Below are 16,937 nucleotides of genomic sequence, written 5' to 3' on the forward strand. Positions count from 1 at the left end.
ATACAAAATTCATAAAAATGAATTCACTCGAAGTGACCTAACTCTACTAAAGAGAAACGCCGTTCTTAGTTCGAAAAATTTCAGCAAAATTACAAAATAAAAAAGGCAATCCTATTAAGATTGCCATTCTGAAATACTATGAGAACCATAGCTATAAACTATTCTTTTTTTGAAATCACCTCTTGAGTTGTATGATCCACTTCTTTCGTTACTTTACCATCTTTGTAATATTTCCACACCCCTTTCTTTTGGTCCATAACATAATTGCCTTCTGATGTTATAATGCCATCAGGCCCATAATATATGGTTTTTCCATCTAATTGATCCTTTTTATAGAAGGTATGGCGCAATAATTTGTTCTGTTCTGAAAACCACTTGGCTTCACCGTCTAGTTTTCCATCTTTATAATGTGCGCTTTCAGCTAACACACCATTAAGGTAATAAACAAAACGTTCTCCTGAAAGTAAGCCTTCAGAATTGTAATTTTCAACAATCATTTTTTCTAAAGAATTTTTATGATAAAACACCCATTTCTCAACAAATCTTTTGCCATCCATACGCCCTTCGCTTATCACCTTTTTATTAGAAGCAAAAAACTTGACATCTGCAATACTGTCTTTCTCATTAAAAATCTTTACTGCACTCAATACACTTTTACCTCCTGATAAGGTATAAAACTTAAATGAATCGATTTCCTTACCATGCTTAAAAGTGCCTTCATATCTTTTCTGATTGGTTTGGTAATAGTCTTTGGTCCAAAAACCATGACGCTTACCATTATTATCAAACTGATTTTCAGATTTTTGAGCATTCAAAGATGTTAAAAATAGTGTTAAAGTAAAAACTGTGTAAATAATTTGTTTAATCATTATGTAATTTTGTTAAACAAACCGGTCAGGGTTTGAATGTTGAACTATTTAAAAACTCAAAACAATGAAAATTATTTCAAAAAACTTCAAATTACTTACAGTATTTCTATTAGTGATAGGTACAACTGCCTGCAGTGATGATGACGACAATACTGTAACACCAACGCCAGCGCCAACAACCGTTGTTGATGTAGCGCTAGCAAACAACTTAACATCTTTAGCTGCTGCTTTAGAGGCAACTGATTTAGTGACCACTTTACAAGGTGACGGACCATTTACAGTATTTGCACCAACAAATGATGCTTTTGAACAATTATTATCTGATACTGGTTTAGACTTAGATAACTTATCTGCTGACGAAGAAGCGTTAGTAAAAAATATTTTATTAAACCATGTCATTATCGGTTCTACTTTAACCTCTACTGATTTGGTAGATGCTGGTTCTGGATATACAAATACTGCTGCAACAGGTCCAAACGATGCTAACTTAAGCATCTATTTTACAACTAATGATGGAGTTGCTTTAAACGGATCTTCTACAGTTACTAGCGCAGATAACATAGCAAGCAACGGTATAGTGCATATTGTTGATGAAGTTATTGCTTTACCAACTATTGCAACATTTGCAACAACAAATCCGGCTTTATCAAATTTAGTAGCAGCCTTACAATTGGCTGATACAGAAACACCAACTGTACCTTACATAGCAACAGTATCTGACGCCGCTACTGGACCATTTACTGTATTTGCCCCATCTAACGATGCCTTTGCTAATCTTTTATTAGAGTTAGATCCTTCAGGAAATACAGCCCTTGCTGATTTAGATCCTGCAACTGTTGATGCGGTTTTAACGTATCATATTGTAAGTGGAAATATTCAATCTAGTGGTTTACCTAATGGAGTTGTGACCACTTTAGGGGGAGATATTACTGCTGACAACACTGCATTTACATTAACAGATCCTAATGATCGTGTAAGTAATATTGTAAGTAGCTTAGTTGACATTCAATCTATTAATGGTGTCGTACATGTTATTGATACGGTACTTTTACCTGCACCATAAAATTGAAGTAACACCTTTTGAGGCCACACTCTCTTATTTTATAAAATATATAATTAAAGAAACCCAAACATTTTACGATTTGGGTTTCTTTATGCTATAACTTTAGAAAAATAGATTCTTCTGTGGCCTTTTGGAACATTTTTTACTTCGCCTACAACATCATAATCATTTTTAATATAGAAATCTTCTGCTTGAAAATCATAAGTATCTACCATAGCCATAGTAGCTCCCTTTTGTTGCGCAACAAATTCTAAATGCTTTAATAGTTTTGTTCCTAAACCTTTAGATCTGTACTTCTCATCAACCCACAAGATTTTAATTTCTAAACTGTTCCAGTAATTAATTCCTGCTAAAATTCCACCAATAACAATCTTGTCTTCATTTTTAATCGTAAAATCTAAAGACGTCCAGATTGGTGCTAAAGCTTCAACTTGATCTAAGTTATAGACATTAATACCTTCTATTATTTTTTTAATATCGTCGGGAGTACATGTTTCAATTGTCATTGTTTAAAATTATAAAATAATTAAGCCTTAACACCATGTGCTAAGGCTTAATTTATATTATTCCATGAGTATTCATACTCACAAGGCAATTAAAAACTTATATTATTTCTTCTTCCCTTTTTGTTGTGCTTGTTTTTGCTGCTCAGCTTGCTCCATCATCTCTGCCATTTTTTTCTGAAACTTGTTTTGTTTCTTTGGCTTCGTTTTGCTGACTTCAATCTTAGCTAATACCTTATCTTCATCAATGATATAGTTTTTAATCACTAACATAATCCCAATACTAATTGAGTTCGATATAAAGTAATATAAACTTAAACCAGAAGCATAATTATTAAAGAATACTAACATCATTAATGGTGAGAAGTAAATCATGTACTTCATCATTTTAGCCATATCTGGCATTCCTTCTTGAGTTGGCTGGTTTGCCACTTGCTGCCCTGTGGTCATTTTCATATAAAAGAAAATTGCTATAGCCGCTAATATTGGAAATAAACTAACATGATCTCCATATAAAGGAATATGAAATGGTAAATCTAAAACAGAATCGAAAGAACTTAAATCGTCTGCCCAAAGAAAGCTTTTTTGTCTTAAATCAAAAGCTGTTGGGAAAAACTGAAACAAAGCGTAGAACACCGGAATCTGCATTAAACCCGGTAAACAACCACTCAATGGACTTGCCCCTGCTCTACTTTGGATAGCCATCGTTTCTTGCTGAGCTTTTAATTTATTGTCTTTATACTTTTCTCTTACAGCATCTAATTCTGGTTTTAAGATTTTCATCTTAGCCTGTGATAAGAACTGCTTGTATTGTACAAATGATAATAAGATTTTTACTAAAATAGTCATCACAATAATCGCAATACCATAAGGTAAAAAGCTACTTAAGAAACCAAATAGAGGTATAAAAAGCATTTTATTAATCCAACCAAAAATACCCCAACCAAAAGGAATACTTTCTTCTAGCTCTTTATCATACTCTTTTAATATTGTATTTGACGTTGGCCCGTAATACAAACCAAAGTTTTTATTTAACTCACCACCAGAATATGCCAATGGCATTTTGGTTGTATATAACTTTGTATGCGTTGTATCTATTTCTTCATCTTCAACCAAGTCTAATGACGTTATTGCCACATCATTAAAACGACTGTCGTTAGCCACTAAAATAGAACTAAAAAAGTGTTGTCTGTAAGATAACCAGTCTACATCACTTATCATCTCGTCATCATTACTCGTTTGCGATAATTTATCAACCTTACCGTCATCGTGCATATAAGTTAAACGCGTGTAGCGATTCTCGTAAGTAATACTTTTAGAATGACGAATACTTTTTTGTTTCCAATCTAAAGTGATTGGTTGCGATGTATTAAAGACTCCACTTAAACCTTGAGATTTAATTGAAAAGTCAATCATATAATCATTAGGCTTCAACTCATAACGGTATTCTAAAAACGAAGATTCCGATATTTTTAGTTTCATAGAAACTATAGTATTCTCACCATTTTTAGTAATCGTTGGTTCAAAAGGAAAATCTTGTGTATTTAAAGTTCTGTTATCTGATGTCCCAAAGGTGATATTAAATGCGCTATTCTGATCTTTTACCATATAAACAGGTACAGAATCATAGTCTACAAAATTTCTTAATTTAACCTCTGCAAGATGGCCCCCTTTATTATTGAATTTTAATTCAAATACATCTGTAGTTACAGTTGTTTGCTTTTCTGACGCTGATGGTAAGTTTAAGGCATATGCAAAAGCACCCACTTTATTTTGAAGTGCTACTTTTTGAGTCGAATCTAAAACTTGTGAATTATTAGAATAATCACTTGAAGTCGTTATTAAGGTATCATTTTGCTTACTTTGATTATTTTCAGCTTCCCCTTTTTCTTGCTCTGCTTTTTCCTGTGCTGCAAGTTCTTCTGGAGTGGGTTGGTTTTGATACATTATAAATAATAATATACCAAAAATGAGTACGAAACCTATAATAGATTTTACGTCGAATTTCTTTTCTTCCATTTATTTTTAATTTTCGACCACTGTCAGCATTATTTTACTGAAATTCATTCAGAATATAGCTTAAGAGGTCTTATAAAGTAACAATTGGATAACTCAAATAGTTATCCAATTTTTAGTATGCGACAAAGTGACACATTATTTTTTCTTGTTGTATTTTAAGGCTGCTCCTACAAATGCTACAAATAAAGGGTGAGGACTTTTTACTGTACTCTTGTATTCTGGGTGGTATTGCACACCAACAAACCAATCGTTAGCAGGTATTTCTACAATTTCTACTAAGCCTGTTTCTGGGTTAAAGCCTGTCGCTTTCATCCCAGCTTCTTCTAGTTTAGTTTTATAATCGTTATTAAGCTCAAAACGGTGTCTATGTCTCTCAGTAATTAATTCTGAATTATAAACATTATAAGCAATACTCTCTTTATCTAATTGACAATCCCATGTTCCTAAACGCATGGTTCCGCCTTTGTTAACAACACCTTTTTGAGATGCCATTAAATTAATAACAGGATCTGGAGTTTGCTCATCCATTTCTACAGAATTAGCTTTGGGAAGCTTTAATACATTTCTCGCGTATTCAATCACTGCCATTTGCATTCCTAAACAAATTCCTAAAAATGGAATATTATGTTCTCTTACAAAACGAACAGCATCAATTTTACCTTCGATTCCACGTTCACCAAATCCTGGTGCAACTAATACACCATCTAAATGACCTAGCTTAAACTCTATATTACTTTCTGATAAATATTCAGAATGAATCGGTTCTACATTAACCTTCACTTCGTTTTCAGCACCTGCATGAATAAATGCCTCTAATATCGACTTATAAGAATCTTGAAGTTCTACATATTTACCAATTAAGCCAATAGTAACTTCACTCTTAGGATTTTTATGACGCTTTAAAAATTCATTCCACCTGCTTAAATCTGGAACTGAACTTTTTAATTTTAACTGACTTAAAACGACCTTATCTAAACCTTCTTCTAACATCAGGTTTGGAACATCATAAATTGTAGATGCATCGATAGATTCTATAACAGCTTCTTTTTTAACATTACAAAAACGTGCTAGTTTTGTTTTTAAACCATCACTAAGTTTGTGTTCTGTTCTACAAACCAAAATATCTGCTTGCACACCACTCTCCATCAATGTTTTAACACTGTGTTGGGTTGGTTTTGTTTTAAGCTCACCAGCCGCAGAAAGATATGGTACTAATGTTAAATGAATAACGCAGGTATTGTGCTCACCTAAATCCCATTCTAATTGTCTTACAGCCTCGATGTAAGGTAAAGATTCGATATCACCTACCGTCCCTCCGATTTCAGTAATAACGATATCGTAATCGCCAGAATTTCCTAAAATTTGGATTCTACGTTTTATTTCGTCTGTGATATGAGGAATAACCTGAACTGTTTTTCCTAAAAACTCACCACGTCTTTCTTTATCGATAACGCTTTGGTAAATTCTACCTGTAGTTACGTTATTGGCTTGAGACGTTGGTACGTTTAAGAAACGTTCGTAATGTCCAAGATCTAAATCTGTCTCGGCCCCATCATCCGTAACATAGCATTCACCATGCTCATAGGGATTTAGAGTACCTGGATCGATGTTGATATATGGATCTAATTTCTGGATTGTGGCTCTGTAACCTTGTGATTGTAGGAGCTTAGCAAGTGATGCTGCAATAATACCTTTTCCTAAGGAAGAAGATACGCCTCCGGTTACAAAAATATACTTCGGGTTTGTGGTCATGATACGTTATTAAACGCAGGCAAAATTACGAAATTTAATGAGTTATTCTCTATTTGTTTATGGTTTGTTTATATGTTATTATTTACATCACATCATACCATCAAATTAACAGCTTAACCTATAACCTTCAAACACTTGAGAATTAACACGTGTTTTATTTTATAACCTAAAAGCACCGCTATTTTACCATTATACCCAAATGCACTTATAACTTGTATTTATTTGAAGGATTATATGTAGCCATGCGTCTTTAAAAAATGACACATTAACTTTTGATAAGTCGGAAAACAAGGAGATCGCGATTACTTATTAAAATCTCTACGAATGGTATAAATCAATTCTTCTAAGCCATTAATTTTAATTTCACACATTTGTGCCATCATCCGTCCTAGCTTACCTTCTGGAAAGCCTTTTTGTTGGTACCAAATATAATAAGGTTCAGGAATGTCGATTAAGTATTGGTTTTTATACTTACCGAAAGGCATTTTATAATGTGCTAATTCAATTAAAACTGTTCCGTCTAATTCCATTATGATTGCAGCTCTAAATCGTTATAAAAAAGATTAAAATTTTAAATATACTTCATACAAACTATCCTTGAAATCTATGACGATTTAAATTCCTTAAGCTTGTTTAACTCTTTCTGAATGTTAGTTTCCCATTCCTTTTGTTTTTCAAGATTCATGGAATGTCTAGTCTCTAAATCGTAACGTTTTTGCTCTTCATTTAAAGCTTTATTGACTGATGCATGTAGTTTTTTCATTTGAGATTTCACCTTTTGATTCACCTTTAATGCCAATAGTTGTTGCCTAAACTGACGTGCATAAAGTTCTGTTATATCAAAGTGTAATTGCTCATGACCTAAAATATGCGCAGTTCCTTTTTTCTTTAAATACCATGATTTAGTTGGATAAAATTGCGCATAAACTGTTGTTGAAAAATCAACAATTTTATTTCCTGAAGTTTTAACAGCAAAGCCAAATGTAATACCAGATGCTGTTAATGCCACCTCATCATTATTAGCATCTGGCTTTGCTTTAAAATCAGACCAGCTAAGTTTAACGGATTCATTCCACGTCAAAGATTCGTCTGTAGCGTTGCTTCCTGTTAAAAGGAAGCATAATAAAAAGATTAGTGTTTTCACTATTTACTATTCAATTGCAAAATTAACATCAGTGGTCTTATAAACGATTAAGCTGCCAAGCCATTTTATATTATTTTGCTTCTATAATTCTAAGGTTATCAAACTTTACAATATAAACCGCTTGATTTACATAACCACCAAACAAAGCTTTATTGTATCTAAACTTGTTCTCTACATATTCTGTTTCTACAGTATCTAAAGATGCATCGTATAAATTTTCTGCAGATGCTAAACGCATTAATAAATCTAAAGTAATATCAAAACCACGTGCAACATATTTACTTGGTGTTACACCGTATTCTTTTTCATATCTCTCAACAAAACCATTCGATTTCGTTTCATCAAAATCTTTATGTACAGATGCGTAATGAAACTTAAGATTTGATAAATTATTATTATCAACATCCTTACCTTCAAAGGCTTTACCTTTATCGAGCGTTGTAAGTACAATTTCTATCTTCTTATCTACAAATCCATTTAGCATACTGATAACACTTGTAGAAAACGAATAATTATCTGTTTCTAAAAACACAATTGTTTTTCCTGTAGAGAATACATTTTTTAAATCTGTATGGTACACAAAAAAGGCATCTTTAGATCTATTCTTTTTATCGTATCTAGAAAAAATAAGTTTAGAGTTCGGAAACATTTCCTGTAAAGCTTTACTACTTTCTCTATGCTCATGATCTGAAATAATAACAACTTTAGATTTTAAACTATCTGCTTTTACAAAATCTATCATCGCTTTGCGCATCAGTTTTTCTTCTGGTATGGTTTGAAACACATTACTAAAAACTTCTGTTGGTTTATTCATCGCTGCAATAACAGGTACATTATCTCCTTTTAATGTCATAGCAACACGGCTAAAACTTTCATCTTGCATCGGACCAATAATAGCATCGTAATCTGAAAAATCATTTTCTGCCAATATTTTACTTGTTTCTGCAATATGATATCTTGTATCAAAAACTTTTAAATCTGTAGAAATCCCAAGCTGCTTTGCAGAATCTAAAGCCATAATTACCCCCACATGAAAATCTAAAACCGTAGATAATAATCTATTATCTTTCATCATCTCTTTCGTTCTCGATACAGCATCTACATCAACTCTATCAAGGCGGTAAGGCATCATTAAAGCTATTTTTTTAGTTTTAAAATTATTTAACCTCCCTTTTAAGTTTGTAGTTTCTACAGTATCTAATGCACTTAACGTATCTACAGTTCCTGGTACTTTTAAAACCATCCCTGCTTTTAAGCCCGTTTCTTTCAATTCAGGATTTAGTGTTTCAAGTTGTTCTTGGGTTAAATCTAATTTCACCTTTAATCTGTAAAAGCCTTCTTTAGGTAATACTTCATAATACCCAAAAGTTGCTTCAACCTCCTTTTCTTCTTGATCGTGAATATTTGGAACATTCAACTCGTCACCAGGTTGAATTGTTTCTTTCATGTTAGGATTTAAAGCTTCTAAATCTGCAACAGAAATACCAAATTTATAGGCAATACGCCATTTGCCCTCCTTAGCCTGAACTGTGTATTTTTTTACTGTATTATTTAAAGTTTGCTTAGACGTCACCGTTTTATAACGCGGAATTCTAAGCTTATCCCCTTTTTTAAGATTTTCAGAATACAAAAAACGATTCGCCTTTTTCAGCTCTTCCTCAGAGACGCTATATTCCTTAGACAAGCCATATAATGTTTCTTTTCTTTTAACCCTGTGCGTTTTATAGCCTGTAAGCTCCTTACTTGCCTCTTCAATTGGAGCATTCTTAATTTTAGAATTGGGAATAATTAAAACCGAGTTTGTTTGAAACTTACGTTGTGCATCTGGATTTAATGCATAAATATCAAAAGGCGTTACTAAATAAGCCTTAGCAATACTCTCTATCGTTTCTCCTGATTTTACAGTATGCTCAATATATTTTTCTTGCGCACTGAGACCTATTGAAAATGCAATTAATAGAACGGCTAAAATATTTTTCATAAAATCGTATTTATACCTACAAGGTCTTATAAACCTTGTAGGATTTTTATATTAAGTCTAATATAATTTACTGCTACTAAAAATTATTGAATGATTATTCCCACTCAATAGTCGCTGGTGGCTTAGAACTGATATCATATACCACTCTATTTACACCTTTTACTTTATTGATAATTTCATTTGATGTTTTCTGTAAAAACTCGTACGGTAAATTCACCCAATCAGCCGTCATCCCATCTGTACTTTCTACTGCTCTTAAAGCGACACATTTTTCATATGTACGCTCATCTCCCATTACACCAACACTATTAACGGGCAATAACATTGCTCCTGCTTGCCATACTTTGTCATACAAATTCCAAGTACGTAGGTTATTAATAAATATTGCATCAACCTCTTGTAATATACGCACTTTTTCTTCTGTTAGATCCCCAAGAATACGAATTGCTAATCCTGGTCCAGGAAAAGGATGACGCCCAAGTAAGTGCTTATCCATATTCATAGAAGCACCGACACGTCTCACCTCATCTTTAAACAAAGCTTTAAGCGGCTCTACCACTTTTAGTTTCATAAAATCTGGTAATCCACCTACATTATGATGACTTTTTATCGTTGCACTTGGTCCACCTGTTGCTGAAACACTTTCTATTACATCAGGGTAAATTGTACCTTGTGCTAACCACTTTACATCTTGAATTAAATGCGCTTCATCATCAAAAACTTCAATGAACACCCTACCAATAGCTTTTCTTTTGAGCTCCGGATCACTTAGTCCTTTTAAGGCATCCAAAAAGCGTGCCGAAGCATCAACTCCTTTAACATTAAGTCCCATGCCTTCGTATTGTTTTAATACATCTACGAATTCATTCTTTCTTAATAATCCATTATTTACAAAAATACAATAGAGGTTTTCTCCTATTGCTTTATGCAATAACATAGCTGCTACTGAAGAGTCTACACCTCCAGATAAACCAAGAACCACTTTATCGTTTCCTAATTGTTCCTTAAGTCCATCAACGGTTTCTTCAACAAAAGATTGTGGAGTCCAGTCTTGTTCAACTTTTGCAATCTTAACTAAAAAGTTATTTAAAAGTTGATATCCGTCTGTGGAATGGTAAACTTCTGGGTGAAACTGAATTGCATAGGTATCTTCACCTTCAATTTTGTATGCTGCATTTTCTACATCTCCCGTACTAGCCAATAAAACACCACCTGTAGGTAACTGTTTTATCGTATCACTATGGCTCATCCAAACTTGACTGCCTTCATGTATATTTTCGAAGAACGCTTCATCCGTTTTAATAAAACTTAAGTTCGCTCTTCCGTACTCTCTTGTATTAGATTCAGCCACTTGCCCACCAGAAAAATGAGCTAAATATTGCGCACCATAACACACAGCAAGCATTGGTTTTTTTCCTCTGATACCTTCCAATTCTGGATGAAGCACAGCTTCTCCTCTCACGGAATTTGGGCTACCAGATAAAATAACAGCTTTAAAGCTATCTGAATCTGTAGGGATTTTGTTGAATGGGTGAATTTCGCAGTAGATATTTAATTCTCTAACGCGACGCGCAATAAGTTGTGTGTATTGCGATCCGAAATCTAGTATTAGGACTTTGTTGTGTTGCATGCGCAAAAATAAGGATTGATTTTGAAATTTTCGATTTAGGAATTACATAAAATTTCAAAAAATATTAAATCACTAAAAAACAAGACTTTAAATAATTTATTTTCCATTAAAACAATAACTATTTAACACTATAAATGCAGTTACAAATAAATATTTACTTAGATTTATCTGTCAATTATTCTTACAACGCTTTTATTCTTAAAAACACTAAAGCGATTATTAGTTAATTGCACTAATAATCGCTTTAGAAAAAACAATTCTAAAAATGTTATTCCATTGTTTCTAAAATCATCTGAATATCTTTTTCTGTGGTATCTGGATTGATAAAGCAAAAACGTGAACACGTTTCGTAAGTATCCCCATTTTTCCACTTGGTTGGCGTTACTAAAGCGAATCCTTTTTCATGGTTTTCGTAGGTCCAATGTGTATAGTCTTCCGGTTCCCATCCTATTCTACGATATAAAACACAAGATAAACTTGGTTCTCTCACCAATTCTAAATCAGGATGCGCTTCGATTAAGCGTCCTGCTATTTGTGCCAATTCTAAACCTCGTTCTACCGCTTCTTTATAACGGTCTGTTCCGTGCGTTGCTAAAGAAAACCACAAAGGCAACCCTCTAACACGTCTGGTTAATTGAATTTGATAATCCGTTGGATTAAATCCGTGAGCACCTTCATCTTTAAAAATCTCTAAATATGAGCCTTGTTGTGAATGGGCGTTTTTAGCCAACTCCATGTTTTTGTAGAGTACAGCGCCACAATCGTAAGGTGAAAACATCCATTTATGCGGATCTATAGTAATGCTATCCGCTCTTTCTATACCTTTAAATAAGTGTCGTACAGAATCAGCAACTAAAGCCCCACCTCCATAGGCTGCATCGACATGAAACCATAAATTTTGGTCTTCACATACTTCTGCTATACTCGATAGATCATCAATAATACCTGCATTTGTTGTTCCGCCAGTTCCTACAACAGCAAATAAACATTTACGCTGATGCGTTGTTAAACTAGCTATTTTTTCTTTTAATGCTTCTCCTGTTAAATGCTCTTCAGAATCTACTAAAACGATATCTACATCTGCCACTTTTGCCATTGCTTTTACAGAAGAATGCGCTCCCATAGATGTAATGATCAACCCTTTTTCATTCTCAAAATCAGGGTTTTCTCTCCAGTGTTCTCTTGCGGTAACAATCGCTGATAAATTAGCTGCTGTTCCACCACTTGTGAAGACTCCAAAAGCTCCTTCGGGCATGCCTGTTAAAGAAACCATCCAGCTCATAGCTTCGTTTTCACAAAAGATACCTCCGGCACCCTCCATCCAATAAGCCCCGTGTATGCTTGATGCTGCTGTTATTAAATCGAACATAATGGCTGCTTTCGAAGGTGCAGCTGGCACAAAAGCTAAATTCCTTGGATGATCTACAGGTACATTTGCCTTTGACAAATGCTCTTTCCATAAATTAAAAGCATATTCTCCACCAACTCCTTTTTCAGTTACAGTATCTCCTACTAAAGCTTTTAATTCTTCGTATTTTTTTGGTTTCCCTATTTGATGTTCTGTGGCTGAAACTCTTCCTATGACATATTTCATGACATCTAAAGTCATTTCAATCAAATCAATATCAATATGATGCATTAATTATTTTAAATTTAATATTAAAAATTCGCCTTTCAATGGCTCTAAGGTTTTGGTTAATTCAGTAATTAACTGGTCGCCATACTCTAAATACAATTCTGAAAAATTAGTGTTTCGTTCTTGTAAACTTTGACCAGGAAATAATTGATCTTGCAATTCAGTACAACGTTCAATCTGATCTGCAAGTTTTCTTTTTTGAGCTTTCAATAAACGCTTTTCAAGATGTTTTAAACCCTTTATTTGTTTTACTTCTTGAGATTTTACTGCACCTAAAAACGATTTATCCGTTTGTTCTGCTAAATCAAAAAGGTGTTTAAATTGTGATTCTAACTGTTGTCTCTGTTCAGAAAAATCGATATCAATATTAGAAATTTTTCTAACACGTTTATTTATGAACGAGTGACGATCTAAAAATAAATCTTTATTTTGAATCTCTAAATTTTGAAGTTTTAAGGTCTGTTTTTCTGACTTCACTAAAGCAGAATTCCTTAATAATAACATCGGAAATATAACATTCTGAGCCTCAAAATTAGATTTTAATTGCAACCAATAAATCATTTCTCCACCGCCACCAATATAACATAGGTTTGGTAAGATTACTTCTTGATATAAGGGGCGCATGATTACGTTTGGAGAAAAACGCTCTGGGAATTCATTAAGGTGATTTAGCAGTTCGCTTTGACTCCATGATATTTCTGATTCTAAAACAGAAAATACACCGTCTTTTTCTACAATGCGTTCTCTCAATTCATCTTTAATATAGAATAGATTAATTTCTCTTGGATTCACTTGAATCGTCAATTCTAAATCTTCCAATTTTTTATTCGTCTCGGAAACGTTCTTAAAAGCTGTTTGCTCTAATAATTCCGACTTCATCTGCGGAATAAACAAACGTTTTAAATCTTTATCATCAGCATCTAAAATTACCAATCCTTGGTCGCTAAATAATTCGTTTGCTAAATACCGTGTCGCATCTGCTAAATTATCGTGATTAAGATACGCTTCTTTAAACCATGTTTTTAATTGCTCTGCATTTTTTCCTGTTCCAAATTCTGAAGAAATGACATCAAAAACATCTTCTAAACCTTTTGTATTAAAATGACCAACAGCTCCGGTTTGCCCAGAGTTCCATTGTATTTTTTTACCTTTAAAGTTGAAGTAATTGATTTCTTCAAAATCGTGATCTTCAGAAGCCATCCAATATATAGGAACAAAGTTATATTTTGGGTAGGTTGCTTTTAATTGCTTCGTAAGGTTAATGGTTGAAATTATCTTGTACAGAAAATAAAGTGGTCCTGTAAATAAATTTAACTGATGTCCTGTAGTAATTGTAAAGGTGTTTTCAGTCTTTAAGCTTTCAATATTTTCAGCAGTTAATTCTGATGTTTTAAGCTTTTTATATTGTTTTTTTAAGCTTTCAACTAAAACAGTTCTTGACTGCGCTTTAACTGATAATTGCTTTTCTTCAATCTGAGCTTCAAAATTCTCTAGTTTCGGAAAACGATGATAAAAGTCTTTTAATTCAGGTTTCTGATCTAAATAGTCACATATAAAGTCTGAAAAATAATGGGTTTCCCTAAACGGAATACAGTCGGTTGGCATACAAATTATTTATTAGGGCATAAATATACTGCTCTTCTATTTTTTAACTGCTAATTTTTAGTTAATTCAGCTGAGCAATGTATATTTACTAGCTTCTAATTAAATATATGTTCAATGCAAAAATTTGTTACTACACTTATTGTAATTTTTAGCTTGCAAGCTACACTAATTGCACAAAAACTAGAATCACCAAGTGCGTTTTTAGGCTATGATATTGGCACACAATTTAGTCGAAATCATCAAGTTATTGATTATTTTAAATCCGTTGCCGAAGCACTTCCAAATGCAATAAAACTAGAACAATATGGTTTAACAAATGAGCGAAGAGGTTTGTATTTAGCTTATGTTTCTAGTGAAGAAAACATTAAAAACTTAGAAACTATCCGTGAAAATAATTTAAAAAACACGGGTTTATTAGTAGGAACACCAACAGAAACAGATATTGCTATCGTTTGGTTAAGTTATAATGTACACGGTAATGAAGCTTCGAGTTCTGAAGCGGCAATGCAAACCTTATACAAGTTACTCTCTGAGCATAAAGATTTATTAAAAAATACGGTTGTTATTATTGATCCTTCGGTCAACCCTGATGGTCGTGATCGTTATGTAAACTGGTATAACGAAACAGCAAATCAGCCTTACAATATTGATGCACAAGGAAGCGAGCATAACGAACCTTGGCCTGGCGGACGACCAAATCACTACCTTTTTGATTTAAATAGAGACTGGGTTTGGGCCACACAAGTAGAAACACAACAACGTTTAGAGGTTTATAATAGATGGATGCCGCATGTACATGTCGATTTTCATGAGCAAGGCATTAATGAACCTTATTACTTTGCACCTGCCGCAGAACCTTTTCATGAAATTATTACCGATTGGCAACGTGATTTTCAAACTGAAATAGGACAAAATCATGCTAAATATTTTGATAAAGAAGGTTGGTTATTTTTCACAAGAGAACGTTTCGATTTATTTTACCCTAGTTACGGTGACACCTACCCAACATATATGGGAGCGATGGGAATGACTTACGAACAAGGGGGACATGGACGTGCTGGCTTAGGAATTCTGAATGATGAAGGTCACGTTTTAACTTTAGTAGAACGTTTAACGCACCATACCACAACAGGGATTTCAACGATTGAAATGGCTTCAAAAAATGCTAAAAAACTGAATACTGAGTTTGGTAAATTCTTTAATAATTCTGATTTAAAATATAAGAGTTACGTTGTTAAAGGAAATGCAGACAAATTAAATAGCCTAAAAGCACTTTTAGTTAAGCATCAAATTAGTTTCGAAAACCCTACCGTTTCTAAAGTATCGGGATATGATTACAGCACAGGGAAACAAGGAAAAATGAATGTGAACGCTGCTGCTTTAGTAGTACACAGTGATCAACCCAAAGGTAAAATGGTAAAGGTGTTGTTTGAACCAAATGCCAAACTTTCAGATTCTTTAACCTATGATATCACCGCTTGGTCATTACCTTATGCCTATGGATTAGATGCTATTGCAAGCACTTCTAAAATTCAAAGTGGGATAATTTCATCTCGAAAAGCACTTCAAGTCTTAAATGATGCTTATGGTTATGTTAGTAAATGGGATTCTATGGATGATGCTCAGTTTTTAGCTGAATTGCTAAAAAATGATTTTAAAGTTCGGTTTACAGAAAAACCATTTACTTCAAAGGACACAAAATTTGATCGCGGTTCATTAATCATCACAAAAGGTGACAATAAGCATATTAAAAACTTCGTTGAAAAATTAAATACTATTGCGCAAGCACAAGTACAACCATTAACGGAAATCAACTCTGGGTTTTCTCAAACAACACCAGATATTGGATCGCCAGATATTAAGTTAGTCAATAAGCAAAAAGTTGCTGTACTTTCCGGTGAAGGCACATCGTCTTTAAATTACGGTGCTATATGGCATTTCTTTGAGCAACAACTACACTATCCATTAACTTCTATAAACACAGACGATTTAGGTAAAACTAATTTAGATAAATACAATGTATTAATCATTCCGAATGGAAATTACAGACAAGTTATCGATGAGAAGATCATGGAAAAACTAAAAGGTTGGGTACATTCTGGCGGAAAAGTTATCGCCATTGATGGTGCTTTACGAAGTTTTGCAGCTAAAGATGGTTTCAGCTTAAATTATAAAGATTCAGAAACCGACGAAAAGAAAGACAACTTAACCTCTTATGCCGATCGCGAACGCGCATACAGTAATCATTTAATTACAGGAGCAATTTTTAATGCAAAAATAGATAATACACATCCTATGGGATTTGGTTATCCTGATCATTATTTTACGTTAAAACAAGGACGTAGCACCTATAGCTTATTAGAAAATGGTTATAATGTCGCTTACCTAAATGATACCAAAGTATACTCTGGTTTTGCAGGTCAAAATGCTTTGAAAAACTTAGATCAAACGCTTATTTTTGGTGAAGAACCTATGGGAAGTGGTAGTTTTATTTACATGGTAGATGACACACTATTTAGAAGTTTTTGGGAAAATGGAAAACTGTTTTTTGTGAATTCTATTTTTATGGTGAATAACAATGCTTATGAATTATAAATACAGTAATTCTAATAAAATTAAAATATTTAAAAGTTCTCGATACGATTTTCAGAAAAAGAAAATCACTCGAACTGACAGTTAAAAACAAGTATCCAATACCATAGAACTTAACACAATATAAAAACAACACTTTAAAC

The 16,937-nt window shown here is 33.4% G+C and carries 12 protein-coding genes; 2 read left to right on the forward strand and 10 right to left on the reverse strand.

Annotated elements, in window-relative coordinates; genetic code table 11:
* Positions 1-158 precede the first annotated feature (158 nt).
* Entirely contained in the window at positions 159-869 is a 711-nt protein-coding gene (locus HM985_RS12085; protein ID WP_179376507.1) for a toxin-antitoxin system YwqK family antitoxin, read from the reverse strand.
* Positions 870-933: 64 nt separating this feature from the next.
* On the opposite strand from HM985_RS12085, the gene HM985_RS12090 reads away from it, so the two are divergent.
* Entirely contained in the window at positions 934-1,932 is a 999-nt protein-coding gene (locus HM985_RS12090) for a fasciclin domain-containing protein (protein ID WP_179376508.1), read from the forward strand.
* Positions 1,933-2,021: 89 nt separating this feature from the next.
* Here the strand turns inward: HM985_RS12090 and HM985_RS12095 are convergent, their stop codons facing one another.
* The 9 genes from HM985_RS12095 to bshC form a co-directional block, all read right to left on the reverse strand.
* On the reverse strand, positions 2,022-2,438 hold the full coding sequence (locus HM985_RS12095) for a GNAT family N-acetyltransferase (protein WP_179376509.1): 417 nt from the start codon (positions 2,436-2,438) through the stop codon (positions 2,022-2,024).
* A gap of 102 nt (positions 2,439-2,540) precedes the next feature.
* Positions 2,541-4,454, reverse strand: a complete 1,914-nt coding sequence (gene yidC / locus HM985_RS12100; protein ID WP_179376510.1) for a membrane protein insertase YidC — start codon at positions 4,452-4,454, stop codon at positions 2,541-2,543.
* A 135-nt stretch (positions 4,455-4,589) separates the two neighbouring features.
* A complete protein-coding gene (locus tag HM985_RS12105) occupies positions 4,590-6,206 on the reverse strand; it encodes a CTP synthase (RefSeq protein ID WP_179376511.1) in 1,617 nt (538 codons plus the stop codon).
* A 302-nt stretch (positions 6,207-6,508) separates the two neighbouring features.
* Positions 6,509-6,736, reverse strand: a complete 228-nt coding sequence (locus HM985_RS12110; RefSeq protein WP_179376512.1) for a DUF3820 family protein — start codon at positions 6,734-6,736, stop codon at positions 6,509-6,511.
* A 74-nt stretch (positions 6,737-6,810) separates the two neighbouring features.
* On the reverse strand, positions 6,811-7,350 hold the full coding sequence (locus HM985_RS12115; RefSeq protein WP_317167138.1) for a DUF922 domain-containing protein: 540 nt from the start codon (positions 7,348-7,350) through the stop codon (positions 6,811-6,813).
* A 70-nt stretch (positions 7,351-7,420) separates the two neighbouring features.
* On the reverse strand, positions 7,421-9,331 hold the full coding sequence (locus HM985_RS12120) for a LysM peptidoglycan-binding domain-containing protein (RefSeq protein WP_179376513.1): 1,911 nt from the start codon (positions 9,329-9,331) through the stop codon (positions 7,421-7,423).
* Between the two features lie 94 nt (positions 9,332-9,425).
* Positions 9,426-10,961, reverse strand: coding sequence for a glutamine-hydrolyzing GMP synthase (gene guaA / locus HM985_RS12125; protein WP_179376514.1), 1,536 nt, complete (start codon positions 10,959-10,961; stop codon positions 9,426-9,428).
* Positions 10,962-11,229: 268 nt separating this feature from the next.
* Positions 11,230-12,600 carry a pyridoxal phosphate-dependent decarboxylase family protein gene (locus tag HM985_RS12130; protein ID WP_179376515.1) on the reverse strand — a complete coding sequence of 457 codons (1,371 nt, stop codon included), beginning with the start codon at positions 12,598-12,600 and terminating at the stop codon, positions 11,230-11,232.
* A 3-nt stretch (positions 12,601-12,603) separates the two neighbouring features.
* Positions 12,604-14,202, reverse strand: a complete 1,599-nt coding sequence (bshC, locus tag HM985_RS12135; protein ID WP_179376516.1) for a bacillithiol biosynthesis cysteine-adding enzyme BshC — start codon at positions 14,200-14,202, stop codon at positions 12,604-12,606.
* A gap of 114 nt (positions 14,203-14,316) precedes the next feature.
* On the opposite strand from bshC, the gene HM985_RS12140 reads away from it, so the two are divergent.
* Positions 14,317-16,797 (forward strand): M14 metallopeptidase family protein, encoded by a 2,481-nt coding sequence (locus tag HM985_RS12140; RefSeq protein ID WP_179376517.1) that lies wholly within the window; start codon positions 14,317-14,319, stop codon positions 16,795-16,797.
* Positions 16,798-16,937 lie beyond the last annotated feature (140 nt).

The sequence above is a fragment of the Winogradskyella wichelsiae genome, assembly GCF_013403925.1.
Taxonomy (GTDB): Bacteria; Bacteroidota; Bacteroidia; order Flavobacteriales; family Flavobacteriaceae; genus Winogradskyella; species Winogradskyella wichelsiae.

What these genes read in the sequence shown, in the direction of transcription:
- HM985_RS12110 (WP_179376512.1), bottom strand. Translation starts at nt 6,736, where the DNA reads ATGGAATTAGACGGAACAGTTTTAATTGAATTAGCACATTATAAAATG.
- HM985_RS12105 (WP_179376511.1), bottom strand. Translation starts at nt 6,206, where the DNA reads ATGACCACAAACCCGAAGTATATTTTTGTAACCGGAGGCGTATCTTCT.
- HM985_RS12090 (WP_179376508.1), top strand. Translation starts at nt 934, where the DNA reads ATGAAAATTATTTCAAAAAACTTCAAATTACTTACAGTATTTCTATTA.
- HM985_RS12095 (WP_179376509.1), bottom strand. Translation starts at nt 2,438, where the DNA reads ATGACAATTGAAACATGTACTCCCGACGATATTAAAAAAATAATAGAA.
- guaA (WP_179376514.1), bottom strand. Translation starts at nt 10,961, where the DNA reads ATGCAACACAACAAAGTCCTAATACTAGATTTCGGATCGCAATACACA.
- HM985_RS12140 (WP_179376517.1), top strand. Translation starts at nt 14,317, where the DNA reads ATGCAAAAATTTGTTACTACACTTATTGTAATTTTTAGCTTGCAAGCT.
- bshC (WP_179376516.1), bottom strand. Translation starts at nt 14,202, where the DNA reads ATGCCAACCGACTGTATTCCGTTTAGGGAAACCCATTATTTTTCAGAC.
- HM985_RS12120 (WP_179376513.1), bottom strand. Translation starts at nt 9,331, where the DNA reads ATGAAAAATATTTTAGCCGTTCTATTAATTGCATTTTCAATAGGTCTC.
- yidC (WP_179376510.1), bottom strand. Translation starts at nt 4,454, where the DNA reads ATGGAAGAAAAGAAATTCGACGTAAAATCTATTATAGGTTTCGTACTC.
- HM985_RS12130 (WP_179376515.1), bottom strand. Translation starts at nt 12,600, where the DNA reads ATGCATCATATTGATATTGATTTGATTGAAATGACTTTAGATGTCATG.
- HM985_RS12085 (WP_179376507.1), bottom strand. Translation starts at nt 869, where the DNA reads ATGATTAAACAAATTATTTACACAGTTTTTACTTTAACACTATTTTTA.